The sequence below is a fragment of the Glutamicibacter sp. NPDC090743 genome, from assembly GCF_044769125.1.
Lineage (GTDB): Bacteria > Actinomycetota > Actinomycetes > Actinomycetales > Micrococcaceae > Glutamicibacter.
On sequence record NZ_JBIVXE010000001.1, the window covers coordinates 67430 to 90187 of the forward strand.

21 protein-coding genes, 4 tRNA genes and 1 riboswitch are annotated in these 22758 nt (G+C 60.8%); of the genes, 17 read left to right on the top strand and 8 right to left on the bottom strand.

Annotation, left to right across the window (positions count from 1 at the left end):
* Positions 1-121: 121 nt before the first annotated feature.
* On the top strand, positions 122-1465 hold the full coding sequence (gene gabT, locus ACIQTS_RS00330) for a 4-aminobutyrate--2-oxoglutarate transaminase (RefSeq protein WP_402470453.1): 1344 nt from the start codon (positions 122-124) through the stop codon (positions 1463-1465).
* Between the two features lie 94 nt (positions 1466-1559).
* Here the strand turns inward: gabT and rarD are convergent, their stop codons facing one another.
* Positions 1560-2498, bottom strand: a complete 939-nt coding sequence (gene rarD, locus ACIQTS_RS00335; RefSeq protein WP_402470455.1) for an EamA family transporter RarD — start codon at positions 2496-2498, stop codon at positions 1560-1562.
* Positions 2499-2736: 238 nt separating this feature from the next.
* On the opposite strand from rarD, the gene htpX reads away from it, so the two are divergent.
* Both htpX and ACIQTS_RS00345 read left to right on the top strand, forming a co-directional pair.
* Positions 2737-3615 (top strand): zinc metalloprotease HtpX, encoded by an 879-nt coding sequence (gene htpX / locus ACIQTS_RS00340; protein WP_402470457.1) that lies wholly within the window; start codon positions 2737-2739, stop codon positions 3613-3615.
* 194 nt (positions 3616-3809) lie between these two features.
* Complete coding sequence (locus tag ACIQTS_RS00345; RefSeq protein ID WP_402470459.1) at positions 3810-4430, top strand: hypothetical protein; 621 nt, start codon at positions 3810-3812, stop codon at positions 4428-4430.
* A 115-nt stretch (positions 4431-4545) separates the two neighbouring features.
* Here ACIQTS_RS00345 and ACIQTS_RS00350 read toward each other — a convergent pair whose 3' ends face one another.
* The gene (locus ACIQTS_RS00350) at positions 4546-5034 is read right to left on the bottom strand and encodes a YajQ family cyclic di-GMP-binding protein (RefSeq protein ID WP_105656897.1); all 489 of its coding nucleotides are present in this window, start codon (positions 5032-5034) and stop codon (positions 4546-4548) included.
* A 182-nt stretch (positions 5035-5216) separates the two neighbouring features.
* Here ACIQTS_RS00350 and ACIQTS_RS00355 point away from each other — a divergent pair.
* Positions 5217-5298, top strand: a tRNA-Tyr gene (locus ACIQTS_RS00355).
* Positions 5299-5439: 141 nt separating this feature from the next.
* Positions 5440-5814, top strand: a complete 375-nt coding sequence (gene trxA / locus ACIQTS_RS00360) for a thioredoxin (protein WP_105656896.1) — start codon at positions 5440-5442, stop codon at positions 5812-5814.
* A gap of 25 nt (positions 5815-5839) precedes the next feature.
* Here trxA and ACIQTS_RS00365 read toward each other — a convergent pair whose 3' ends face one another.
* Positions 5840-6802, bottom strand: a complete 963-nt coding sequence (locus tag ACIQTS_RS00365) for a DNA-3-methyladenine glycosylase family protein (protein ID WP_402470462.1) — start codon at positions 6800-6802, stop codon at positions 5840-5842.
* Between the two features lie 139 nt (positions 6803-6941).
* On the opposite strand from ACIQTS_RS00365, the gene ACIQTS_RS00370 reads away from it, so the two are divergent.
* Together ACIQTS_RS00370 and ACIQTS_RS00375 are read left to right on the top strand one after the other, a co-directional pair.
* Entirely contained in the window at positions 6942-8306 is a 1365-nt protein-coding gene (locus ACIQTS_RS00370; RefSeq protein ID WP_402470464.1) for a pyridoxal-phosphate dependent enzyme, read from the top strand.
* A gap of 27 nt (positions 8307-8333) precedes the next feature.
* Entirely contained in the window at positions 8334-9491 is a 1158-nt protein-coding gene (locus tag ACIQTS_RS00375) for a cystathionine gamma-synthase (protein ID WP_402470466.1), read from the top strand.
* An 88-nt stretch (positions 9492-9579) separates the two neighbouring features.
* On the opposite strand, the gene ACIQTS_RS00380 is transcribed toward ACIQTS_RS00375, so the two are convergent.
* Positions 9580-9996 (bottom strand): hypothetical protein, encoded by a 417-nt coding sequence (locus tag ACIQTS_RS00380; protein WP_133833604.1) that lies wholly within the window; start codon positions 9994-9996, stop codon positions 9580-9582.
* 308 nt (positions 9997-10304) lie between these two features.
* On the opposite strand from ACIQTS_RS00380, the gene ACIQTS_RS00385 reads away from it, so the two are divergent.
* Positions 10305-12224, top strand: coding sequence for a DEAD/DEAH box helicase (locus ACIQTS_RS00385; protein WP_402470468.1), 1920 nt, complete (start codon positions 10305-10307; stop codon positions 12222-12224).
* A 92-nt stretch (positions 12225-12316) separates the two neighbouring features.
* On the opposite strand, the gene thiC is transcribed toward ACIQTS_RS00385, so the two are convergent.
* Positions 12317-14059 carry a phosphomethylpyrimidine synthase ThiC gene (gene thiC / locus ACIQTS_RS00390; RefSeq protein WP_402470471.1) on the bottom strand — a complete coding sequence of 581 codons (1743 nt, stop codon included), beginning with the start codon at positions 14057-14059 and terminating at the stop codon, positions 12317-12319.
* A riboswitch (TPP riboswitch) is annotated at positions 14056-14163 on the bottom strand. (Overlaps the previous gene by 4 nt.)
* A 273-nt stretch (positions 14164-14436) precedes the next feature.
* A tRNA-Thr gene (locus ACIQTS_RS00395) sits at positions 14437-14508 on the bottom strand.
* 533 nt (positions 14509-15041) lie between these two features.
* Between ACIQTS_RS00395 and ACIQTS_RS00400 the strand changes: the two genes are divergently transcribed.
* Together ACIQTS_RS00400 and ACIQTS_RS00405 are read left to right on the top strand one after the other, a co-directional pair.
* Positions 15042-15113 (top strand) — tRNA-Thr (locus tag ACIQTS_RS00400).
* A 47-nt stretch (positions 15114-15160) separates the two neighbouring features.
* Positions 15161-15237 (top strand) — tRNA-Met (locus tag ACIQTS_RS00405).
* Positions 15238-15319: 82 nt separating this feature from the next.
* On the opposite strand, the gene ACIQTS_RS00410 is transcribed toward ACIQTS_RS00405, so the two are convergent.
* Complete coding sequence (locus ACIQTS_RS00410) at positions 15320-16096, bottom strand: GTP pyrophosphokinase family protein (RefSeq protein WP_402470473.1); 777 nt, start codon at positions 16094-16096, stop codon at positions 15320-15322.
* A gap of 241 nt (positions 16097-16337) precedes the next feature.
* Between ACIQTS_RS00410 and ACIQTS_RS00415 the strand changes: the two genes are divergently transcribed.
* From ACIQTS_RS00415 to ACIQTS_RS00445, 7 genes are all read left to right on the top strand, one after another.
* Positions 16338-17279 carry a DUF2797 domain-containing protein gene (locus ACIQTS_RS00415; protein WP_402470475.1) on the top strand — a complete coding sequence of 314 codons (942 nt, stop codon included), beginning with the start codon at positions 16338-16340 and terminating at the stop codon, positions 17277-17279.
* Positions 17280-17365: 86 nt separating this feature from the next.
* The gene (locus ACIQTS_RS00420) at positions 17366-17641 is read left to right on the top strand and encodes a hypothetical protein (protein ID WP_332487064.1); all 276 of its coding nucleotides are present in this window, start codon (positions 17366-17368) and stop codon (positions 17639-17641) included.
* A gap of 101 nt (positions 17642-17742) precedes the next feature.
* The gene (locus ACIQTS_RS00425) at positions 17743-18189 is read left to right on the top strand and encodes a MaoC family dehydratase N-terminal domain-containing protein (protein ID WP_105656888.1); all 447 of its coding nucleotides are present in this window, start codon (positions 17743-17745) and stop codon (positions 18187-18189) included.
* 2 nt (positions 18190-18191) lie between these two features.
* Entirely contained in the window at positions 18192-18632 is a 441-nt protein-coding gene (locus ACIQTS_RS00430) for a MaoC family dehydratase (protein WP_133833607.1), read from the top strand.
* Complete coding sequence (locus ACIQTS_RS00435) at positions 18608-19834, top strand: MFS transporter (protein WP_402470477.1); 1227 nt, start codon at positions 18608-18610, stop codon at positions 19832-19834. The genes ACIQTS_RS00430 and ACIQTS_RS00435 overlap by 25 nt, the downstream gene beginning before the upstream one ends.
* A 52-nt stretch (positions 19835-19886) precedes the next feature.
* Positions 19887-20948: a UDP-N-acetylmuramate dehydrogenase gene (locus ACIQTS_RS00440; protein ID WP_402470480.1), complete on the top strand. Its 1062-nt coding sequence runs from the start codon at positions 19887-19889 to the stop codon at positions 20946-20948.
* A gap of 46 nt (positions 20949-20994) precedes the next feature.
* Complete coding sequence (locus tag ACIQTS_RS00445) at positions 20995-21330, top strand: hypothetical protein (RefSeq protein ID WP_402470482.1); 336 nt, start codon at positions 20995-20997, stop codon at positions 21328-21330.
* Between the two features lie 268 nt (positions 21331-21598).
* Here ACIQTS_RS00445 and asd read toward each other — a convergent pair whose 3' ends face one another.
* Positions 21599-22717, bottom strand: a complete 1119-nt coding sequence (asd, locus tag ACIQTS_RS00450; RefSeq protein ID WP_402470484.1) for an aspartate-semialdehyde dehydrogenase — start codon at positions 22715-22717, stop codon at positions 21599-21601.
* Positions 22718-22758 lie beyond the last annotated feature (41 nt).

The following is a 22758-nucleotide window of genomic DNA, read 5'->3' on the forward strand; positions in this document are numbered from 1 at the left end:
TATGCGACACGAAACGTGTTGTGCCGATCCGCGTAGTGGCCGGGCAGCCGGGAGAATACTCTCTAGTTATAGAGACAACAGGGCCAGTGAGCTCACGAATAAGTTCTGGAAGGACAATCACATGGACGTTACCTACCGCATTGACCAGAAGCGCAAGATCAACGGTCCGTTCCCCGGCCCGAAGTCGCAGGAACTGACCGCACGCCGAGCCAAAGCAGTTGCTGCCGGCGTAGCTTCCAGCCTGCCGGTGTACGCGGCAGAGGTTGATGGCGGCATCATTGTCGATGTCGATGGCAACCAGCTGATTGACCTGGGCTCCGGCATCGCCGTAACGACCATTGGCGCCTCGAATCAGGCAGTAGCCAAAGCCGTCGCCGAACAGGCCGGGCGCTTCACCCACACCTGCTTCATGGTCGCTCCGTACGAGAACTACATCGAGCTGGCCGAGAAGCTGGCTGCCATCACTCCGGGCAACTTCGAGAAGCGTGCAGTCTTCTTCAACTCCGGTGCCGAAGCGGTAGAGAACGCCATCAAGGTAGCCCGCATTGCCACCGGCCGCCAGGCAGTAGTCGCCTTCGACCACGCCTACCACGGCCGCACCAACCTCACCATGGGCTTGACCGCCAAGGCCGCCCCATACAAGCGCGGCTTCGGCCCACTGGCACCGGAGATCTACCGCATGCCAATGAGCTACCCATACCGCGAAGAGAACCCGAACATCTCCGGCAAGGAAGCAGCCGAGCGCGCGATCCTGGCCATGGAAAAGCAGATCGGCGGCGACCAGATCGCTGCGATCATCATCGAGCCGATCCAGGGCGAGGGCGGCTTCATCGTTCCGGCCACCGGCTTCCTGCCGCGCATCGCCGAATGGGCCAAGGAAAACGGCATTGTCTTCGTTGCTGACGAAGTCCAGGCAGGCTTCGCACGCTCCGGTGCTTGGTTCGCCTCGGACATCGAAGGCATTGAGCCTGACATCATCACCCTGGCCAAGGGCATCGCCGGCGGCATGCCGCTGTCTGGCATTATCGGCCGTGCCGAACTGCTGGATTCGGTGCACGGTGGCGGCCTGGGCGGCACCTACGGCGGCAACCCGGTTGCTGTGGCCGCGGCTCTGGAATCCATCAAGTTCATGGAAGAGCAGGACTTGGCGGGCCGCGCCCGCGAGATCGAAGAGAAGTTCTTCACCCGCTTCGGTGCGCTGCAGAAGGACATCAAGGAACTGGGCGACATCCGTGGCCGTGGCGGCATGGTTGCAATGGAATTCGTCAAGGCTGGTGGCAAGCAGCCGGACGCCGAGCTGACCAAGGCCATCGCAGCCGAATGCCTGGCCCAGGGCGTCTTGATCCTCACCTGCGGCACCTACGGCAACGTGGTTCGCCTCTTGCCTCCGCTGGTGATCGGCGACGAGCTGCTCGAGGATGCATTCAACGTATTGGAAGATGCGATCCGCAAGGCTGTCGCCTAAGTAGCTCAAAACTGGTCCTAAACAGCGAATGCCTCGAACCTCCCACGGGAGATTCGAGGCATTCGCTGTATCGGCGGTGAGTGCAACCGGGCGTTCAGACCAACTTTTTCGGTTCGGGCATGGAGCCAATGCGTGGAATTCGCATCATGTCCACGAGCACGAAGAGCACCGCAACCCATACCAAGGCGAAACCAACCCAGCGTTCGAATGGCATGTGCTCGCCAAAGACCAGCAGGCCCAGGATGAACTGCAAGAGCGGGGCGAGGAATTGCAATGAGCCCAGGGTGCTCAAAGGCAGGCGGCGAGCTGCACCCCCGAAGAGCAGGAGCGGTACTGCGGTGATGATGCCGCTCGCTGCCAAAAGCGAGAGGCCAGGAACATCAGCCGAGAACAGCGCAGACTTCCCGTCAACGGCCAGCCAAACCAGATAGCCGATGGCCAACGGGGTCAGCAAGACGGTTTCAATGGTCAAGGACCCCAGCGCAGTTCCGCTTTGGCCCACTTTGTTCTTCACCAGGCCATAGAAGCCAAAGGAGAAAGCCAAGCCGAGGGAAATCCAAGGGACCTGTCCCAAGCCGATCGTCAAGACAAGTACAGCAACGGTGGCTATGGCAACAGCGATCCATTGCAGCCGACGCAATTTTTCTTTCAGGACGACGACACCCAGAAGGATTGCCACAATTGGGTTGATGAAGTAGCCCAGCGAGGCTTCCAGCACATGTCCGGTCAAGACCGCCAGTGCGTAGAGAGTCCAGTTGGCTGCAATCAGAACACTAGCCAGTCCCAACTGCCAGATGGTCTTGGAATCCTTGAACATCGCAAGGAACTGCTTGACCTGGCGCGTGAACGCCAGCAGCAACAGGCAGAAAACCAGCGAGAAGATCACGCGAACGCCAACGAATTCGAAGGCCGAGATGTCAGGCAGCAATAGGAAGTAAGCCGGTAGCATGCCCCAAATCAGGTACGCGGCGGTGCCTTGGATCAGTCCGTAGCTATGTTCTGAACGGATCGGTTTAGCGGTACTTACGGACATGCAGGGCGCACACTTTCAGAAACAAAATGGATCAAGGGAGCGGCCCACCGGGAAATAAGTTGTGGAACCGCATCTTAAAACTACAACGTTCCCGCCGTCTGGATATTCCCCTGGGCCGGCGGTGCCTGCCATTCCACACGGCTCTGTGATATTTTCACCGGAACATAAATGGAATTCCAGTCGTTGACTAGACTAGAGAACACCAACTTGGTTTGCTTCATTGAGGGAGTGCATCGCCGTGCATGGACATAACAACGGACTCAAAACCGCCTTTTTGATGGGCGGAATGTTTGCCCTGCTGCTGGCCATTGGCTCGCTGATATCCGCGGGCACCGGCCGTTCAATGTTCATTTGGATATTTGCCTTGATCGGCCTCGGAACTACTGCCTACAGCTATTGGAATAGCGACAAGCTGGCTCTGCGCTCGATGCATGCCTACCCGGTCAGCGAAGCGGAACAGCCGGGAATGTACCGAATCGTGCGTGAGCTGTCGATGAACGCGCAGCAGCCGATGCCGCGACTGTACGCTTCGCCAACCACTTCGCCGAACGCCTTTGCCACCGGCCGCAACCCGCAGAATTCGGCGGTGTGCTGCACCGAAGGCATCCTGCAGTTGCTGAACGAACGCGAATTGCGCGGGGTGCTGGGCCACGAGCTGATGCATGTCTACAACCGGGACATCCTCACTTCTTCGGTCGCCGCCGCGGTTGCGGGCGTTATCACCTCCGTTGCCCAGTTCCTGATGTTCTTCGGCGGCGGCAACAGCAATGACAACCGCGGGGTGAATCCGATCGCCTTGATTGCCCTTTCCCTGCTGGCGCCACTGGCAGCGTCGATCATCCAGATGGCCGTGAGCCGCACCCGCGAATATGATGCAGACGAGGACGGAGCCAAGCTGACCAATGACCCGCTGGCGTTGGCGAGCGCGCTTCGGAAACTGGAATCGGGGATTACGCAGGCTCCGCTGGCTTCCAACGACCAGAAGCTGGTCAACAGCTCGCACCTGATGATCGCCAATCCATTCGGCTCGCGCCTCAATCGCATATTCTCCACCCACCCGCCAATGGAGGATCGCATCGCACGGCTTGAAGCGATGGCTGGCGGACGCGGATACTAAGTGCAAAGCAGCTCCTGGGCTAAAGGCCGCATCTCATATGGAGATGCGGCCTTTAGCTTGTTTTGGGCCTTTACCGTTGAACTAATAGTTACTTCCCCTCCTACTAAAGGATGAGGCGATAATCTTCGTCTTCCCTAGTCAACCGAGGATGGGCTGATCGTAGCGGCACCGAAAAGAAGACCCTCTGCCGTCTGATGATGGAGCAAGGAACAAGGATGCGAGACGACAACGCGGCACTTCTGCCCAGGCTTGGGGATGCCATAGCCGGTCAACTGGCCACCGGAACGGTCAAAGGATTGGCTTGCCTGCTTGCGGCCTGGATTTGCTCATCATGGATTGCCCTCCACACTGCTTTCGGCACATTCGCTATCGCGCTGGCGATCTCGTATCTCCTCTCGGAAATCCTCGGCGCCATCATCGTTCGACCGATTGTCCTGAAAGAACGCCGTCCCAACCCCGGGGGGGGAGTGCTGTACGTCGTCCTTCCATTCGTGGTGTCCATCATGGTCAGCTTTGCTGCGGCCTATGCAGTTACCAGCTCATTGCGTGACAGCAGTTTTGTGACAGTGCTCGTTGCCGCATGCAACGCCGCTGAGATCCTCTGGATCAAACCATGGGTGCCGGGACCTTCGCCGGAAGAGATGGCCGCGAAGTTCAATGAATTCAAAGCCATGACCAAGGACCACTTCGCTGATGATGTGGCCGAGGTCAAGCGGCGGGCCAGGGAAAGGACTCGCGAACAGTACTACGCGAAGAAGGCCCGCGAAGAAGCAAAGAGGCTGAAGAAGCAGAAGCGCGACGAGGATCAGCGCTGATCCTTCCCGGGTCCATGATCCAGTGGTGCGCAGAATGGCAGCGAGGGCTGCTTCCCATGATGAATGGGAAACAGCCCTCGCTGTGTATCACGCGATTTCTAACGCTGGGTCAGTCCTAGCGGAAGTTCACGAACTGCAGATCCGCTTCTTCGAAGTCGCGCAGCAGAGCCATCGTGGCCTGCAGGTCATCGCGGGACTTGGAAGAGACGCGAAGCTCGTCACCCTGAATGGTTGACTTGATGCCCTTAGGCGCCTCATCGCGAATCAGCTTGTTGATCTTCTTAGCGACATCCTGGGCGATGCCCTCCTTGATGCTTGCTTCGATGCGGTATTCCTTGCCGGATGCAAATGGCTCGCCGGCATCCAATGACTTCAGGGAAATGCCGCGCTTGACCAGCTTGGACTGGAAAACATCCAGTACTGCGTTGACGCGCTCTTCCGAGTTGGCCTTCATCAGGATCTTCTCACCGCTGAAATCAACTTCAGCGCCAACGCCCTTGAAGTCGTAGCGCTGGGCAATTTCCTTCTGGGCCTGGTTCATCGCGTTGGCGACTTCCTGGCTATCAACCTTGCTTACGACGTCGAATGTGGAATCACTAGCCATGTGAATACTCCTAGTTGAAACGGGTCTGATTCGCTTCATAGCCTACCGGTTTTGCCCCCTGGATTTGGGGTGTGATCAGGCTTACAGCAAAAATGCCCCTCTCGATTTCACAACATCGAAAAACTCCTGTAGAGTTATTTCTCGTTCCGACAAGAGCAAATGTTCTTGAAGCGAACGTACTCGGCAGATTACCCGAGTGGCCAAAGGGGGCTGACTGTAAATCAGCTGGCAACGCCTTCACTGGTTCGAATCCAGTATCTGCCACAAAATAACTCCCGGATCCCAGGATCCGGGAGTTTTTTGCATGCGGAAGGAATGCATGGCAACCCGGATCTTTCCTATTCCCGGTTCCGAACAAGATCACCTTTCTACGTATTTCAAATAAGGATCGGCTACCGTATAACCATGGCAACGAAAAATGTGAGCGAAGACGACTTCGCGAAGTTGATTGAAGACAACGACATCGTCCTCGTGGACTTCTGGGCCGACTGGTGCGGGCCGTGCAAGCAGTTTGCACCGGTTTACGACCAGACCTCGGACAAGTTCAGCGACGTCGTTTTTGCCAAGGTGGATACCGAAGCTGAGCAGGGTCTGGCACGTGCAGCTAACGTGACCTCGATTCCTACCATCATGGCGTTCCGCGAACAGGTCCTCGTGTTCTCGCAGGCTGGTGCGTTGAACCAGACCCAGCTCGAAGATCTCGTCACCGCGGTCAAGGGCATTGACATGAGCGAAGTGCACAAGCAGATCGCCGAGGAAGCCGCGCAGGCTGATTCCTAAGAACCATTAGAGGCTTCGGGCTCCTTTACCTCCGCCGGTGATCCAGCGGTGCGTAACGGGGCCCGAAGCTTTGTTTTTTCTGCCCCGAAAGCACCAGCAAGCGCACTACGCGTTGACGGTGCGGGGCGTATGGCGCCAATAGCTCCAGCATCTGCCCATCGCCGATTCGGGAACCGGTAAGCACCTGGCCCACGAAATCAGCCAGATGGAAATCTCCCACCGAAATATGGTCACTGGATCCGTGGGAGCGCTGCAGGGTTTCGGCAATTGTCCAGGGGCCAATGCCCGGCACCGAACCCAAGGCGGCTTCCAAGGTGCCCGGAGCCTTGGCGGTGGGCCGTGCATGGTCCATTGGCTTCTCTGCCCACCACTGCAAACTGCCGGCAACCTGCAGCAGGCGTGCCATGGTGTTAGCCCGCTGTCCTTCAACGCGCGCCTTTTGCCAGTCCCAGCGCCTCATCGAGGCTAGCTTTTGCGGTCCGGGGAAAATCATCAGGCCCTCGGGAGCCGGACCCGGAGCCCGCTGTCCCAGGTGGCGGATCAGCCAGCGCCAGGCATAATTCGCTTCAATCCCGGTCACCCGCTGTTCCAAGATCGCCCCGGCGGCGTGCTCAAAGATCCTGCCGGTGCTGGGAAGAACGAAGTCCGGATGCAACGAGCGGGTGCGCGCGATAATTTCGGGGAACTGCCCTTCTTTGATCCTCGCGTCGAAATCGCTCCAGTCATCGAGCGCCCCTAGAAGGTTCGGCGCTGAGCCGATGGCCCAGTGGGCTCCGGGACCCCATGCTCGAAACGTTGCCGGGGCGGTGGGCGCGGGCTTGCTGATTTGCAGCGTGGCATCTCCGAACGGTGTTCCAAAGGCCAGCCATGCTTCGCTCTGGGACAGGCGGATGGTCGGATCGCCCAGTCCCCGGCGCAGGATTCCCAAAGTCTTGAGCAAGGACACGGGGCGGTGCGGATCGTAATCGGCGCTCAACGGCTTCTCCATGAATCGCATCCTATAGCCTCGTGCCTGCAGTAGCTTGCGGCAGGCTTGCCTAGCACTGATGAAAAGTGCCCGTCCACTGCGTGACGTTTCGCTACGTGCCGGAACGACATGTATGACAACCGCCGGTAAAGTTCTTGACATGAAGTATGCGTCCACAGTCCTAGATCTGATCGGCAATACCCCTTTGGTGAAGCTCAATCGAGTCACCGAGGGGATCAAAGCCACTGTATTGGTGAAGCTTGAATACTTGAATCCGGGTGGTTCCATCAAGGACCGCATCGCATTGAAGATGGTCGAGCGCGCCGAAGAATCCGGCCAGCTCAAGCCCGGCGGAACCATCGTGGAACCAACCAGCGGCAACACCGGTGTCGGCTTGGCCATGGTGGGCCAGCTCAAGGGCTACAACACCATCTTCGTCACCCCGGATAAGGTCGGCGAGGAAAAGCGCGACGTACTGCGCGCCTACGGTGCCAAGGTAGTAGTCACCCCAACCGCGGTGGCCCCGGATTCCCCTCAGTCCTACTACGGCGTATCGGACCGCCTGGTTACCGAGATCGACGGCGCCTACAAGCCCGACCAGTTCGCCAACCCGGCAGCACCCGACAGCCACTTCGAAACCACCGGACCGGAAATCTGGAACGACACCGACGGCAAGCTGAGCCATGCGGTCATCAGCGCAGGAACCGGCGGCACCATCACCGGCACCGGACGCTACCTCAAGCAGGTTTCCGCCGGCCGCGCCTCGGGCCCGGTCAAGATCATTGCCGCTGACCCGGATGGCTCGGTCTACTCCGGTGGCACCGGACGCCCATACTTCGTCGAGGGCGTCGGCGAAGATATGTGGCCAGGGAACTACGACCCATCCGTGCCGGATGCCGTGGAACCAGTCACCGACGCTGAGGCTTTTGAAATGACCCGCCGGTTGGCCAAGGAAGAAGGCCTGCTGCTGGGCGGTTCTTCGGGCATGGCAGTGGTCGCCGCGCTGCGTGCAGCCAAGGACCTGGGCGAAGACGACGTAGTTGTCGTGATCGCCCCGGATGGCGGCCGCGGCTACCTGGCCAAGATCTTCAACGACCAGTGGATGCTGGACCAGGGCTTCACCACTGATGAATACTCCGCCTTGGACTTCATCGGCGCGGCACTTGCCAAGCAGGGCACCACCACGGTGGCTTTGGATACCACCCTGGCCGAAGCGGCCAAGGCACTGCGCGAGCAGGGCGATGACGCATTGGTCGTGTCGACCTCGCCGCTGCCAGCGCGTATCGGCGAGATCCGCGGTGTCATTGGCGCGGGGGACATCACCGACGCACTGCTGGCTGGCGCAGAACCAACCAGTACGCTCGCAGACCTGGGCGACTTGGCCAAGCCATTCATCGGCACCGCAGACACCCCGGAACATGCACAGGAACTGCTCAAGAGCCACCCGGCCGTACTGCTGACCAAGGGCGGCGAAGTGATCGCCGCGGCTACCGCAGCCGATCTCTTGGCCTACTCCACCCGCTAGAGACAACACCTCAAAGGATTGATATCGATGACTGAAAACCATCAGGGAGCAAACACCCGCTTTGTCCATGCGGGCCAGGAATTCGAACCGGTCACCGGCGCGGTAGTTCCGCCGCTGCATTTCTCCTCGACCTACGCGCAGGACGGCATTGGCGGCCTGCGCAACGGCTACGAGTACGGCCGCGGCACCAACCCGACCCGCGACGCGCTGCAGGCGCAGCTGGCCGGCGCAGAATTCGGCACCCACGCCTTCTCCTTCAGCTCCGGCCTGGCCGCCGAGGACTCGCTGATCCGTGCGATCCTGCGTCCGGGCGACCACATTGTGCTGGGCAACGACGCCTACGGTGGAACCTTCCGCCTGATTGACCGCGTGCTGGGCGACTGGGGCATCGGCAACACCCCGGTGAACATGGCTGACGAAGCAGCGATGGCTGCCGCTATCGAAAAGAACAAGGCCAAGCTGGTGTGGGTTGAGACCCCTTCGAACCCGATGATGACCATCACCGACATCGCCAAGGTCGCTGAAATCGCCCATGCTGCCGGCGCATTGCTGGTCGTGGACAACACCTTCGCCAGCCCATTCCTGCAGCAGCCGCTGACGCTGGGTGCTGACATCGTGGTCCACTCGACCACCAAGTACATCGGCGGCCACTCCGATGTGGTGGGCGGTGCGGTGATCGTCAAGGATGCGCAGCTGGCAGAAAAGATCGGCTTCATCCAGTTCGCTGTGGGCGCCGTCTCGGGCCCGATGGACGCCTTCTTGACCACCCGCGGCCTGAAGACCCTGGGCGTTCGCATGCGCGCCCACTCGGAGAACGCTGCACAGGTTGCCGGGTGGCTGCGTGAGCGCAGCGAAGTCGAGCGCGTGCTCTACCCGGGCTTCGAAGACCACCCGGGCCACGAGATTGCCAAGAAGCAGATGTCCGGCTTCGGCGGCATGGTGTCCGTCCAGTTCACCGGCGGTGAAGCGGCGGCCCGCAAGATTGCCGAGAGCACCAAGCTATTCACCCTGGCAGAATCCCTGGGCGGCATCGAATCGCTGATGAACTACCCGTCGGAGATGACCCACGCTTCGGTGAAGGGTACCGAGCTGGCGGTTCCGGTGAACCTGTTGCGCCTGTCCGTTGGCATCGAAGACCCTGCGGATTTGATTGAAGACCTGGATAAGGCCTTCGCCAACCTGTAAGAACCAAGCGCGAAGGACCTGGGTTCCGCTGCCCGCAAAGGGCAACGGAACCCAGGTCCTTGGTGCTTTGAACGAAGTTCCGGATCGGCTACCGGCGGCGCTTGGCCGGTTTGGGATCCACGATCTTGAAATACCTGTTGCTCGCTGGCATCCACATCAAGGCCACGCTGAACATGATGATGGCCGCCAGCAGCGAATAGCGGCCGAATCGCAGCAACAGCGGCAGCGCGGTAATCAGGCCCAACCAGGACAGCTGGGCGCGCGCGGCCCGGTCCCCGGTGAATAAGCGGTAACCCAGCACACAGCAGGCAAGGCCGGCAGCGGCGAAAAAGATCATCAGCGCAATGGCTCCGAAATCCAGCGCGGAATCCTGGATATGCTCGTAAGCCAGGAAGCCTCCGAAGCCGAGAAAAAGCACTCCGGCTAGGAGCCATAGCATTTGGGCGATGAACAATCCGCCTGGGGTGGGCTCATCTGGACGTCGCGGAAAAAGTGGTTTCTTCACGTTCTCAACCCTACGTGCTTTGGTGCGGTGCCCGATCTCACACGCTCTCGACACTGACAATAGTGGCCTGTTCAAGCTAGCATTAAGTGTTCGCGAACATCAGGGTATCCCTCTCGCATCCAGCCCAATTTTTGAGGCCGGAGCCTTCTCGTGTTGTATTTTCCGCAAAGTGTGTGCGGGTCTTTATGTCATAGGGGAGCGCTTGATGAGCGTGACTTGTATCTGACTGTGCAGCCTATACGTCGTTTCTTTGGGGACGGCCAAGGCCTATCCCCTAACGAATGAGGTAATTCTTCGTGTCTTCTGACATGCCCGTAAACACCGACGACAACCAGACCCCGGAAGAGCCAACCGTGCTCTTCTCCGAACTTGGCCTGGATGCCCGCGTGCTTGCATCGCTTGCCGACCTTGGCTACGAAAAGCCATCGCCAATCCAGGCAGCGACCATTCCACTGCTTCTCGAAGGCCGCGACGTTGTCGGCCTGGCCCAGACCGGTACCGGCAAGACCGCTGCTTTCGCGCTTCCTGCCCTGTCCCGCATGGCAGAGCTGGCTGACACCAATGGTCCAGCCAAGACCCCGCAGATCCTGGTTCTGGCTCCAACCCGCGAGCTGGCCCTCCAGGTCGCCGAAGCCTTCACTTCCTACGCCAAGTACCTGCCGAACTTCACCGTTCTGCCAGTGTACGGCGGCTCGCCATACGGCCCGCAGCTCAACGGCTTGCGCCGTGGCGCCCAGGTAGTCGTTGGTACCCCAGGTCGCGTTATCGACCACATCAACAAGGGTTCCTTGGACCTGTCGAACCTGCAGTACGTTGTCCTTGATGAGGCCGACGAAATGCTGCGCATGGGCTTCGCCGAAGAGGTCGACAAGATCTTGGAAGCTACCCCAGAGGACAAGCAGGTTGCCCTGTTCTCGGCAACCATGCCACGCACCATCCGCCGCATCGCTTCGGAATACCTGCGCAACCCGCAGGAAGTTGCCGTGAAGTCCAAGCAGTCCACCGGCACCAACATCACCCAGCGCTACCTGCAGGTCATGGGCGCCCACAAGCTGGACGCCATGACCCGCATCCTGGAATCCGAGTCGTTCGAAGGCGTTATCACCTTCGTCCGCACCAAGATGGCTACCGAGGACCTGGCCGACAAGCTGAAGGCCCGCGGCTTCACCGCGGCTGCCATCAACGGCGACATCCCTCAGCAGCAGCGTGAGCGCACCGTTGAGAACCTGCGCTCGGGCAAGATCGACATCCTGGTTGCTACCGACGTGGCAGCTCGTGGCTTGGACGTTGAGCGTATTTCGCACGTTATCAACTTCGACATCCCGCATGACACCGAGTCCTACGTGCACCGCATTGGCCGTACCGGCCGTGCCGGCCGCTCGGGCGACGCGATCCTGTTCATGACCCCGCGCGAGAAGTACTTGCTGCGTGCCATCGAGAAGGCTACCCGCCAGCCGGTGACCCAGATGCAGCTGCCTTCGCTGGATTCGGTCAACGACCGTCGTATCCAGAAGTTCACCGATCGCATCGACAAGACCATCAGCGGCCAGGACCTGACCACCTTCCGCGAAATCGTGGAGAAGTTCGCTTCCGAGCACGAAGACCTGGACCAGCTGGAAATTGCAGCTGCACTGGCTCTGATGGCCCAGGGCGGCCGCCCGCTGCTGATGACCGAACCAGTCATGTCCCCTTCGAAGAAGGCACGCATGGATCGCCCAGAGCGCGGCGACCGTAGCGAACGCGGTGACCGTGGCGATCGCGGTCCACGTGCCCGCAAGACCGCTGCCGAAGGCAACGCCATGTACCGTCTGGCCGTAGGCCGACGCAACCGCGTGCAGCCGGGCTCGATCGTTGGCGCACTGGCCAACGAGGGCGGCTTCGATTCTTCGGAAATCGGCGGCATCGAGATCCGTTCGGACCACACCCTGGTCGAGTTGCCAGCAGAGCTGAGCAAGGACCAGTGGCGTGCACTGTCCAAGACCCGCATCGGCGGCGAAGCCATCGAGCTCGAGCTCGACAATGGCCGCAGCCCGCGCCGTGACGACGAAGGCGACCGCGGTGGCTTCCGTGGCGGCCGTGGTGGTGGCTTCGGCGGCGGACGCAGTGGCGGCCGTGGCGGTTTCGGTGGCGGACGCGGCGGCGGACGTGGCGGCTTCGGCGGCGGCGGACGCGGCGGCAAGGATCGCTTCAGCGACTCGGGCCGCAGCGGTGGACGTCGCGACTACTAAGCCAGTCGCACGCAGCTGAACAGCATTGAATAACGCCCTTGGGGCAAGCCGAAAGCTTGCCCCAAGGGCGTTTTTCGTGCGCCGCAGGCTATTTACGGAGCAGGAGTTCCCACCGGGATCCCGTCCCCGAGATAGACCGTGCCGCCGCTTTCCAGGAACTGCCTGCTTTTCTGCGCCATCCCGGCCAGGGCGGCTTGCGCCTCGGCCGAGCCGTACTCGTCGCGGATATCCTGGGAGATGCGCATGGAGCAGAACTTCGGCCCGCACATGGAGCAGAAGTGGGCGGTCTTGGCCGGCTCGGCCGGCAAGGTCTCATCATGGAATTCCTGTGCGGTGACCGGGTCAAGGGACAACGCGAACTGGTCATTCCAGCGGAATTCGAAGCGCGCCTTGCTCAGCGCATCATCCCGCGCTGTGGCGCCCGGGTGGCCCTTGGCCAGATCGGCGGCGTGCGCAGCGATCTTGTAGGTGATCACCCCGGTCTTCACATCATCCCGGTTGGGCAGTCCCAGATGCTCCTTGGGAGTGACGTAGCAGAGCATCGCGGTCCCGTACCGTGCGATCTCCGTGGCGCCAATGGCGCTGGTGATGTGGTCGTAGCCCGGGGCGATGTCGGTGACCAGCGGGCCCAGGGTATAGAACGGCGCCCCATCGCACAGCTGCTGCTGGCGTTCCACATTCTCGCGCACCAGATGGAACGGGATATGCCCCGGGCCTTCGACCATCACCTGCACATCGTACTTCCAGGCGCGCTTGGTCAGCTCGGCCAGGGTGTCCAGCTCGGCGAACTGGGCGGCGTCGTTCGCATCTGCGATGGAACCCGGGCGCAGCCCGTCGCCCAGCGAGAAGGCCACGTCGTACTGCGCGAAGATCTCGCACAGCTGATCGAAGTGGGTGTACAGGAAATTCTCCTGGTGGTGCGCCAAGCACCAGCCGGCCATGATGGACCCGCCACGCGAGACCATGCCGGTGACCCGGTTGGCAGTCAGCGGGATGTAGCGCAGCAGCACCCCGGCGTGGATGGTCATGTAGTCCACGCCCTGCTCGCACTGCTCAATGACGGTGTCGCGGAAGATCTCCCAGGTCAGTTCGTTGGCTTCGCCGTTGACCTTCTCCAACGCCTGGTAGATCGGCACGGTGCCGATGGGGACCGGGGAGTTGCGGATGATCCACTCGCGGGTGGTGTGGATGTCATCTCCGGTGGACAGGTCCATAACCGTGTCCGCGCCCCATTTGGCCGCCCACTGGAGCTTGGAGACTTCTTCTGCGATGGAGCTGGTCACCGCCGAGTTGCCGATATTCGCATTGATCTTGACCAGGAACGCCTTGCCGATGATCATCGGCTCGGATTCCGGGTGGTTGATGTTCGCCGGGATGATGGCTCGCCCGGCCGCGAGCTCGCTGCGCACCAGCTCGACATCGCATTCCTCGCGCAGGGCCACATAGCGCATTTCCGGGGTGATGATCCCGGCACGCGCATAGTGCATTTGCGTCACGCGGGCTCCGCCAACGGCCTGCAGCGGCGGGGCTGAGCGTCCGGCCCATTCCGCGCTGGCCGTGCCGCGGCGGACCGCTGAGCGTCCGTCGTCGTGCAGGTTGCGTTCGCGGCCTGCATAGGTTTCCACGTCCCCGCGTTCCAGGATCCACCGCTCGCGGAAGGGTTGCAGGCCTTGGGTGGGCTCGCTTCCCGGTCCGCTGGTGCGATATACAGCCAGCGGCTCGTTGGACTGTCCATTGGGGGAGTCTGCCAATTGGATCTGCGTGACGGGAACAGAAATTCCCGCAGATTCACGGTAGGCAAGGGTGTGGGCAGGGTGCTGTTCAATTTGTTCCACTGGGGAAACTCACTTCCTTCGCCGGCATTACCCGGACAGGTTCAACGGTCGCGGACGGCGATAGCCCGATCTCAGCCCTTGCCAGGGCACCCGTGTGGTCGCGAACAACTTAGCACGCTTGCGAGGGTTAAACGCAAACCCAGTGGTCAGGGCCTGACATCAAGGAAGTGGGAAGGGCCGGCTGTGGCGGGCCAAGATGCTTTTCATTGGCCGGAGACTCTTGCCGGGGGCACCTGGAATCCGGGGCGCAAGACGCAGCCGGTAGCCGGTGCTGCAGCTTGGGGTGTGCCCTGGGCCATGCTCGCAGTGGCTACACGGCATCTGCGGGATAAACGAAAAGAGAGGCAATCTGGAACCAGATTGCCTCTCTTATTTCGAGCCCCCTGCCGGAATCGATCCGGCGACCTCGTTCTTACCAAGAACGCGCTCTACCACTGAGCTAAGGGGGCAACAGGTAAATACTTTACACAGGTTTTTGAGGTTTGCAAAATCCGTCGGGAATTTGTTGCTGAGGTCACAATATTCCTACTCAAGACCGGAATGGGCGGCAAGGAGCTGTTGCCTTCCTGGCGGTTTCCAGCACCCCGGTTCGCGGCCTGGGATCCAACTGCCGGCCGCTGGAGCCGTGCCTGCGTGCCAGGGTGGATCGGGTGTTGCCCAAGTGCCGCTCGGTCACGGGTTCTGGAGCGGGAAAAGGTGGCAGCGTTCCGAAATTCCAAGCGGAGTAATTCGATGTTTGGCCACCGGGAAGAATCCGCGGGATTCTATCCTGCGCACCCGGGCAAATCCGCGATTGACCACGAGGAGCACTCCCGTGAGCATCGTCACCAGGGCACTTTTTGTCCCACCCTTCGTCCCCGGGGTGGCGAGTGAGGGGATAAATAGCCATTGACTAATGGTTTTACAGAATTTTCCGGGTCTTTTCCGGGGTGATCCGCCGATTTTTCTTTGCCGGGAAATCCGTGTAGAGTATTTACTCGTTGCCCCCTTAGCTCAGTGGTAGAGCGCGTTCTTGGTAAGAACGAGGTCGCCGGATCGATTCCGGCAGGGGGCTCTGAGTGAGAAGCTTTCTTGGCTTCTACTGGATTGCTTCTCACTTGTGGCGGCGTAGCTCAGCTGGTTAGAGCGCACGACTCATAATCGTGAGGTCCCGGGATCGAGTCCCGGCGCCGCTACCAAATCAAAGATCCTCGGCTTCGGCCGAGGATCTTTTTTGGTTTCCGGCCCCGAAGCAGCATTGTCGTTCGAGGCCATGAACGGCTAGTGATCCAAGTCCTTCTCCTGGTTCCCGTCCTTGGCTTGCTGAGCCAGCGACAGCAGCCCCTGGATCGCTGTCGTATCGAAATCCGCATCTTGGCTCGGTGCCTGATTGGCATCATGGCCGTGGACTTCGGTATGTAAGCGCTGCATCTGCATGTCGAGTTTCGTCGCCATGGCCGCCGCGTCGGCAAGCTCTTGCACGAGATGTTCTGGAACTTCGCCCTCGTACTTGTAGAAGATCTTATGTTCCAGGCTTGCCCAGAAATCCTGGGCAATGGTACGGATCTGCAGCTCCACCACGACATCGACCGGGCCATCGGACAAGTAGACCGGGATCTGCACGATCGCATGGACACTTTTATAGCCGTTGGGCTTCGGGTTCTTGATGTAGTCCTTGATTTGGAGGACCTTCAGGTCATTCTGCGAGGTTAACGTGTTCAGGACCTTGTAGATGTCCTTGACGAAACTGCAGGTAATGCGCACGCCGGCAATGTCGCTGATGTTCTCGCGAATGGCAGGCAGGGACGGGGAGATGTTTCGGCGGGAGACCTTGCGCATGATGCTCTCCGGAGTTTTCACCCGGGAAGTGACGTGCTCAATTGGATTGTAATTGTGCAAATACAAGAACTCTTCACGCAAGATCGAGACCTTGGTCAGCACCTCGTCCACCGCAAACTGGTATTCCATCATGAAACGCTGGAAATCATGGCGGAAAGCTTGCGTCAATCGCTGCAGCTCGGCCGGCGAAGGGGCGGTCTCGGCAGCTGTGATGGCCACTGCACGAGTCTTGTCATCAAATGGGACAGAAATCCTGGATCACCTCAGCAGATTATGGCCCGGCCCGCGGTACGGTTCCGGTGCAGTTCCAGCTTAAGGGCTTCTCCTAGGAATTAGGCCAGAACGAATCGGGAATTCGTCCAGCAAACTTTCGGGCTGCAGGCACCGGCCAACCTGCCTTGCAGGAGCTAGCCATGTCCGGTGAACTATCGTTGAAGAGGTAACTTCGAGGAAGGCATCGATGGAATTCGCCAGCGACCACCGGCAGCTCTGCCACGGCATCAGCTTCTCAGAGCATGAATGCGCCCCCATGCTCCGGCTTCGGCAAGCGGAAAAATGGAGCACCGAATACCTGGAAGCCAACCGTTCACTAAGCCTGCGCATCGGCGAACTGAAATTCTGTCTGGGCTACATCACGATGAAAAGCGATGGCTCTCGCAACACCTTGCCTTGCCCGAAGAACAAAGCGCTGCGTACCGGAACCCAGTGCGAACGCTGCCGCCGGCTGGATCATTCAAAGTTCATGCATCATTTCCACAAGACCGGCGAAGCCCCGGAGGGCATGCGCAAGTACCTGGAGCAGCCGCACTTCTTGTATGTCGCAAGCTTCGCCCATGGGGCGACCAAGGTCGGTACCACCTCGACCCAGAGCAAATGGACTCGCTTGGCGCAGCAGGGAGCGGTCATTGCCCGCTATGTTGCCCGCGCCGCTGATGGCGCCGCTATTCGAGTGCTCGAAGACCTGGTCACTGAACACGTGGGCCTGAGCCAGCAAGTCCGGCAGAAGTCCAAGATCAAGGGACTGGCCAGCTGGGAACTGGACTACGCCCAGCTGGACCAGATCAACTCCGAAGCGGCAAGCCGGACCCGGGCCTTCCTTGGCGCCCAGCGGGGTCTGGAGACCTACGGCGTGCAGCTGCGCGACGAGCTATGGAAACAACCGGCCTTCGCCCGCCCGGTCGTTGACGCCTGGGATACCCATTCGCTGCATGCCTGGAATACGGCACTGGGCGGGAACACCGTGAATCTGCGCATCCGCGGCGTGCTGGGGCAAAGCATCCTCGCAGACAGCGGCGAAGGCACCACCGTGCGCCTGCTGGATGCCGCCGAGTTGAAGACCCGCGAGGTCGCCATCGTGGAGAACTTCGGAGATTTCAGGGAAGAGCAATCCGCCCTGTTCTGAATCAGGCCCAGCGTTGTCGGGGGAGTCACGGGAAATGCCCCGGCCTCAATGAGCGGACACAGCCGGAGCTGAACTAGACTTGAACCATGACCAACACTCCTTGGGAATCGGCCTCATCACGCTATAAGAAGCTCGTCTTCGCTGCCATGGGCATCATGGGCGCAGGCATCATCTTGGCCATCATCGGCGCGAACATTCCATCGCTGCCAACGGTCTACACAGCAATCGGCATCATGGTCATCGGCATGCTCTGCCACATCGCCGGACTGGTTGTCCGCGCCAGGGATGCGCGCCAGTGGCGTATTGCCAATGGCCTGGCGGCCCCTCGAGCCAAGAAGCGCCCGGCGGACGGGCAGGACTAGGGCTCCGCAAGAATTCCACCGTGTGACCGCTTGGCTGCGCCCGGGTCCCGTATCCGGCGGCAGCCTCGCCTGGCCACTTCCAACAACGTTCAGGAGAATCCATGGGCATCAACCCCGACCTGGTAGGGCGCATCTACCCTGCCGGCGAGTCCTACCAGGTAGGGCGCGAAAAGATCCGCGAATTCGCCAAGGCCACCAAGGCCGCCAACCAGGCGCACTACGATGTGCAGGCCGCTCGCGAGCTGGGCTATAGCGATGTCGTTGCCCCTCCGACCTTCGCGATCATCATCGCCCAGCGCGCTGACGCGCAGCTGATTGCCGACCCTGCCAGCGGCATCGACTTCTCCCGCGTGGTGCACGCCGACCAGCGCTTCACCCATCACCGTCCGATCGTTGCCGGCGATGAACTGCTTGCCGAGCTCTACGTGGACCAGGTCCGTGAAATGGGTGCCGGTGCCATGATCACCACCCGCGCGGAAATAACCACCGTGGCTGGCGAGAAGATCGCAACCACCGTTTCATCGCTACTGGTACGAGCTGAGGACTAAGCATGATTGAATTCGAAAGCCTCGAAAAGGGCCAGGTCATTGGCTCGCACACGGTGCAGGTCAACCGCGCGGACCTCGTCCGCTATGCAGGTGCCTCGGGCGACTTCAACCCGATTCACTGGAATGAGCGCTTCGCCAAGGAAGTGGAACTGCCATCGGTGATCGCCCACGGCATGTTCACCATGGGATCGGTCATCGACCTGGTCTCCCAGTGGGTCGGCAACCCGGGAGCCATCATCGACTACCAGACCCGCTTCACCAAGCCGGTAGTCGTCGAAGATCCCGAAGGAACCAACCCGGCGAATCACGAAGGTACCACCATTTCGGTGGAGGGCAAGGTCGGCGCCTTGGACTCCGAAGCCCGCACCGCCCGCATCGATTTGGCAGTCTCGGCCCATGACAGCAAGGTACTGCTCAAGTGCCAAGCCGTGGTGCAGCTCTAGGCATGCAACTTCCCGGTGAAGCGCAGAGGCCTGTAACCCAGTGGCGCAACGCGCTGATGGCGGCCTACCTGGCCAGCGGCCTGCTGATCTCGGCCCTGGTTTCGCGCTTGCCCGCAGTGCGTGATGCCCTGCAGCTGGACCACGCCAGCGTTGGACTGCTGCTGCTGTGCATGAGTGCAGGATCCTTCCTGTCCGTCTCGGTCTCAGGACAACTGGTTCTGCGCCTTGGGGCCACCCGCGTCATGCGCATCGCCGCGACAATAGCCGGCTGTTCACTCATTCTTGTAGGCGTGGGCGCAGGAATCTTTGGCAGCGCCCTGATCTGCGGCATCTTCCTCTTCGCCCAGGGCCTGGGGACCGCATCATGGAATGTCGCCTCCAATGTCCAAGGTGCGGCCATGGAACGGGCCTTGGGCAAGAGCATCATGCCTGCCCTGCACGGTTTCTTCTCCATCGGCACCGTGATCGGTGCCGGCGCTGGTGCGCTAGGTGCCCGACTGCAGATCCCGTTGCAGTACCACTACGGCTTCATGGGCCTGGTTATCGTCTTCACCGTGCTCTACAGTGCCCGATTCTACGGAGAAGACTACAGCCGGACCCCGCGCACCAGCAGCGGGACCTCGCTGAAGAAGGCATGGACCGAACCGCAGACCGTCCTCTTGGGCGTTCTGGTTCTGGGCATGGCCCTGGCTGAAGGCGCAGCCGGCGACTGGGTGGCCATGGCACTGGTGGATGGATACCACACGAAGGAAGGCGTGGGAGCCATCGGCTACGGCGTCTTCGTTACCGCCATGACCCTGACTCGGCTGCTGTCCGGCGATCTGATCTTGCGCCTGGGCCGTGTCGTCATGATCCGGGCCAGCGCCATCAGCGCCCTGGTCGGGGTACTGCTCTTCGCCTTTGGCAACAACCTGCCGCTGGCCTTCGTGGCCTTGGCCATCTGGGGCATGGGCGTGGCCCTGACCTTCCCGCTGGCCATGAGCGCGGCATCGGATGATCCTGTTCATGCCGCGACCCGCGTCTCGGTAGTGTCCACCATCGGCTACGGCGCCTTCCTCGGTGGCCCGCCGCTTTTGGGACTGCTGGCTGAAGTCATCGGCCTGCTACCTGCTTTGGGTTCCATTTCCATCCTGGTGGTCGTAGCCTTCTGCTTGTCCTCTAATGCCGCCGGAAACCGTACCGGCGACGCAGGCAAAGCGTAGAACGCCGGCCGGCCGCACCTATTCGTTCCCATACGGAAAGTAAACTGAAGCAATGCTGAAGAATCTGACCACGACCCACGTTGGTGGGCCAGCCCAGCAATTGGTGACCGCTACCAGCGAAGCTGAACTGGCTCAAGCCGTTGCGGCAGCAGACACCGCAGGGCACGACGTTCTGCTCATTGGCGGGGGTTCCAACCTGGTGATCTCCGACGAGGGGTACCCGGGCGTCGCAGTGCAGATCGCCACCCGCGGACTGCACCTGGACGAGCAGCCTAATGGCAAGGTGCTGCTGCGCGCTGCCGCCGGCGAGAACTGGGACACGACCGTTGAATACAGCCTGGCTGAGGGCCTGAGCGGACTGGAAGCGCTCTCGGGCATCCCCGGGTGCACCGGTGCCACTCCGGTGCAGAACGTCGGGGCCTACGGGGCAGACATTTCCCAGACCCTGGCGTGGGTGCGTGCCTACGACCGCCAGAGCAACCAGGTACTCAAGCTGGATAACTCCGAGCTTGGTTTCGCCTACCGCGATTCGGTCATCAAGCGCACGAGCACCAACGGATCCCCACGCTACGTGGTCCTGGAAGTGGCCTTCCTGCTGACCCGTGAAAATGAATCGGCTCCTATCCGCTATGCAGAGCTGGCCCGCCGGCTCGGAGTTGAAGCTGGCGAACGCGCCGACGCGCTCGAAGTGCGCCAGACCGTTCTGGACTTGCGTCGTTCCAAGGGCATGGTCTTTGATGCCAGGGATGCCGACTCGCACTCCACGGGTTCCTTCTTCACCAACCCCATCGTTGAATCCAGCGTCATGGGCAAGCTTCCCGAGAACGCTCCGAGCTACCCGGCGGAACAAGCTGGCTTCCTCAAGCTGTCCGCCGCATGGCTCATCGACCAGGCCGGTTTCGGCAAGGGCTACGGCTTGGAGGGGACCGACGGGTTCGCGCTCGCTGGCGGCCGAGCTTCCCTGTCCACCAAACACACACTGGCCATCACCAACCGCGGGGAAGCCACCGCCCAGGACATTGTGGCCATTGCCCGGTCAGTTCGCGCCGGCGTGCAGCAGCGTTTTGGCATTGAACTGGTCAATGAGCCGCTGCTGATCGGCCTAGCTCTCTAAGCGAGCAGCATGCCAGCCATCGCCGGAACACGGGAGGAAAACAAGGGTGCACTTGTCATCGCGAAAGCTCGCGCTGGAGGATATCGACCTGCTGGAAGCGAACTTCCAATCCGTGCAGGGCGCCGGTGAAGCCCAGTGGCTCGGCTTCTGGGATACGAACAAGCTGCGCGCCCGTGTCGGCCAGGACCAGTTGATCGGCAACGCCGATGGCGCGCTGGCAGTCTGCTTGGGGGAGCAAGTAATCGGCAAAGTCGATTGGTTCACCGTTTCGTCGTGGGGCCGGGCCAACACCTCGGCCTGCTGGGAAGTCGCCATCGGCATCTTTGCCCAGTACCGCGGCCAGGGCCATGGCACGCAGGCGCAGAAGATGCTCGTCGACTAACTTATTCACCCACTACCCCCGTCATCGGATCCAGGCTACGACAGCCGCAGAAAATGCGTCTGAGCAGAAGTGCCTGGAGAAGCTGGGGTTCACCCGCGAGGGTGTCATCCGCCAAGCGCAGTGGCGCGCCGGTGCGTGGCATGACCAGCTGATCTATTCGGTACTCCGGGATGAGTGGGCCCACTAGAGCTCATCTGCAAGGGAAATGGCCAAGCCCAGAACAGAAATTTCTGTTCTGGGCTTGGCCATGGCTTTGCCTCGGAGGTGCCTAGAGGCGGCCCTGGGCGATAGCGAGCATGCGGCGCAGCGGCTCGGCAGCGCCCCACAGCAGCTGGTCTCCAACGGTAAAGGCCGAGATGTACTCAGGACCCATTTCCAGCTTGCGGATACGGCCGACCGGGATATCCAAGGTACCGGACGCCGCGACCGGAGTCAGCTGGTCCATGGTGGCTTCCTTCTCGTTGGGAACGACTTTGGCCCACTGGTTGTCTGCTGAGAGCAGCGACTCGATTTCGGAGACCGGCAGGTCTTCCTTCAGCTTCAGCGTCAGTGCCTGCGAGTGCGAGCGCATGGCACCGATGCGGACGCACAGGCCGTCCATGATGATCTGCTTGTCGCCGGGGGTCTGCAGGATCTTGTTGGTCTCCACGCCTGCCTTCCACTCTTCGCGGGACTGGCCGTTGCCCAAATCAGCGTCGATCCATGGGATCAGCGAGCCGCCCAGTGGTACGCCGAATTGCGCGGCATCCAGGTTTCCGCGCTGGGTTTCCAGGACCTTGCGGTCGATTTCCAGGATGGCGCTGGCTGGATCAGCCAACTCGCTGCCCACCGACGCATTGATGTCGCCGAACTGGGTGAGCAGTTCGCGCATATGGCGTGCGCCGCCGCCGGAAGCGGCCTGGTAGGTCATCGCGGTGCCCCACTCGACCAAGTTGTTCTTGAATAGCCCGCCCAAGCCCATGAGCATGCACGAGACGGTGCAGTTGCCGCCGATGTAGTCCTTGACGCCAGAGGCCAGGGATTCATCGATCACGGCTCGGTTGACCGGGTCCAAAACGATGACCGAATCATCATTCATGCGCAGCGAGGACGCCGCATCGATCCACAGGCCGTCCCAGCCGGACTTGCGAAGCTCGGTGTGGACCTTGGTCGTGTAGTCCCCGCCCTGGGCAGTGACGATGATCGGCAACTTGGACAGCGTTTCAATATCGAACGCGTCCTGCAGCAGCCCAGCACCCTTAGCGAATGCCGGGGCGTTGCCGCCGGCATTGGAAGTCGAGAAAAATACCGGGTCAATCTGGGCGAAATCGCCCTCGTCGAGCATGCGCTGCATCAGCACGGAACCAACCATGCCTCGGTAACCTACAAAACCAACAGATGAAGTCATGTATCCATGGTAGGGGCGTTTATCCGGCAGAGCCCGGTTCG

Excerpts from the sequence above, each read along its gene's own strand:
- ACIQTS_RS00430 (WP_133833607.1), top strand. The coding sequence starts at position 18,192 with ATGATTGAATTCGAAAGCCTCGAAAAGGGCCAGGTCATTGGCTCGCAC.
- ACIQTS_RS00370 (WP_402470464.1), top strand. The coding sequence starts at position 6,942 with ATGAAGTATGCGTCCACAGTCCTAGATCTGATCGGCAATACCCCTTTG.
- ACIQTS_RS00440 (WP_402470480.1), top strand. The coding sequence starts at position 19,887 with ATGCTGAAGAATCTGACCACGACCCACGTTGGTGGGCCAGCCCAGCAA.
- ACIQTS_RS00415 (WP_402470475.1), top strand. The coding sequence starts at position 16,338 with ATGGAATTCGCCAGCGACCACCGGCAGCTCTGCCACGGCATCAGCTTC.
- ACIQTS_RS00425 (WP_105656888.1), top strand. The coding sequence starts at position 17,743 with ATGGGCATCAACCCCGACCTGGTAGGGCGCATCTACCCTGCCGGCGAG.
- asd (WP_402470484.1), bottom strand. The coding sequence starts at position 22,717 with ATGACTTCATCTGTTGGTTTTGTAGGTTACCGAGGCATGGTTGGTTCC.
- ACIQTS_RS00350 (WP_105656897.1), bottom strand. The coding sequence starts at position 5,034 with ATGGCTAGTGATTCCACATTCGACGTCGTAAGCAAGGTTGATAGCCAG.
- trxA (WP_105656896.1), top strand. The coding sequence starts at position 5,440 with ATGGCAACGAAAAATGTGAGCGAAGACGACTTCGCGAAGTTGATTGAA.
- ACIQTS_RS00375 (WP_402470466.1), top strand. The coding sequence starts at position 8,334 with ATGACTGAAAACCATCAGGGAGCAAACACCCGCTTTGTCCATGCGGGC.
- ACIQTS_RS00365 (WP_402470462.1), bottom strand. The coding sequence starts at position 6,802 with ATGGAGAAGCCGTTGAGCGCCGATTACGATCCGCACCGCCCCGTGTCC.
- ACIQTS_RS00385 (WP_402470468.1), top strand. The coding sequence starts at position 10,305 with ATGCCCGTAAACACCGACGACAACCAGACCCCGGAAGAGCCAACCGTG.
- ACIQTS_RS00345 (WP_402470459.1), top strand. The coding sequence starts at position 3,810 with ATGATGGAGCAAGGAACAAGGATGCGAGACGACAACGCGGCACTTCTG.
- rarD (WP_402470455.1), bottom strand. The coding sequence starts at position 2,498 with ATGTCCGTAAGTACCGCTAAACCGATCCGTTCAGAACATAGCTACGGA.
- gabT (WP_402470453.1), top strand. The coding sequence starts at position 122 with ATGGACGTTACCTACCGCATTGACCAGAAGCGCAAGATCAACGGTCCG.
- ACIQTS_RS00420 (WP_332487064.1), top strand. The coding sequence starts at position 17,366 with ATGACCAACACTCCTTGGGAATCGGCCTCATCACGCTATAAGAAGCTC.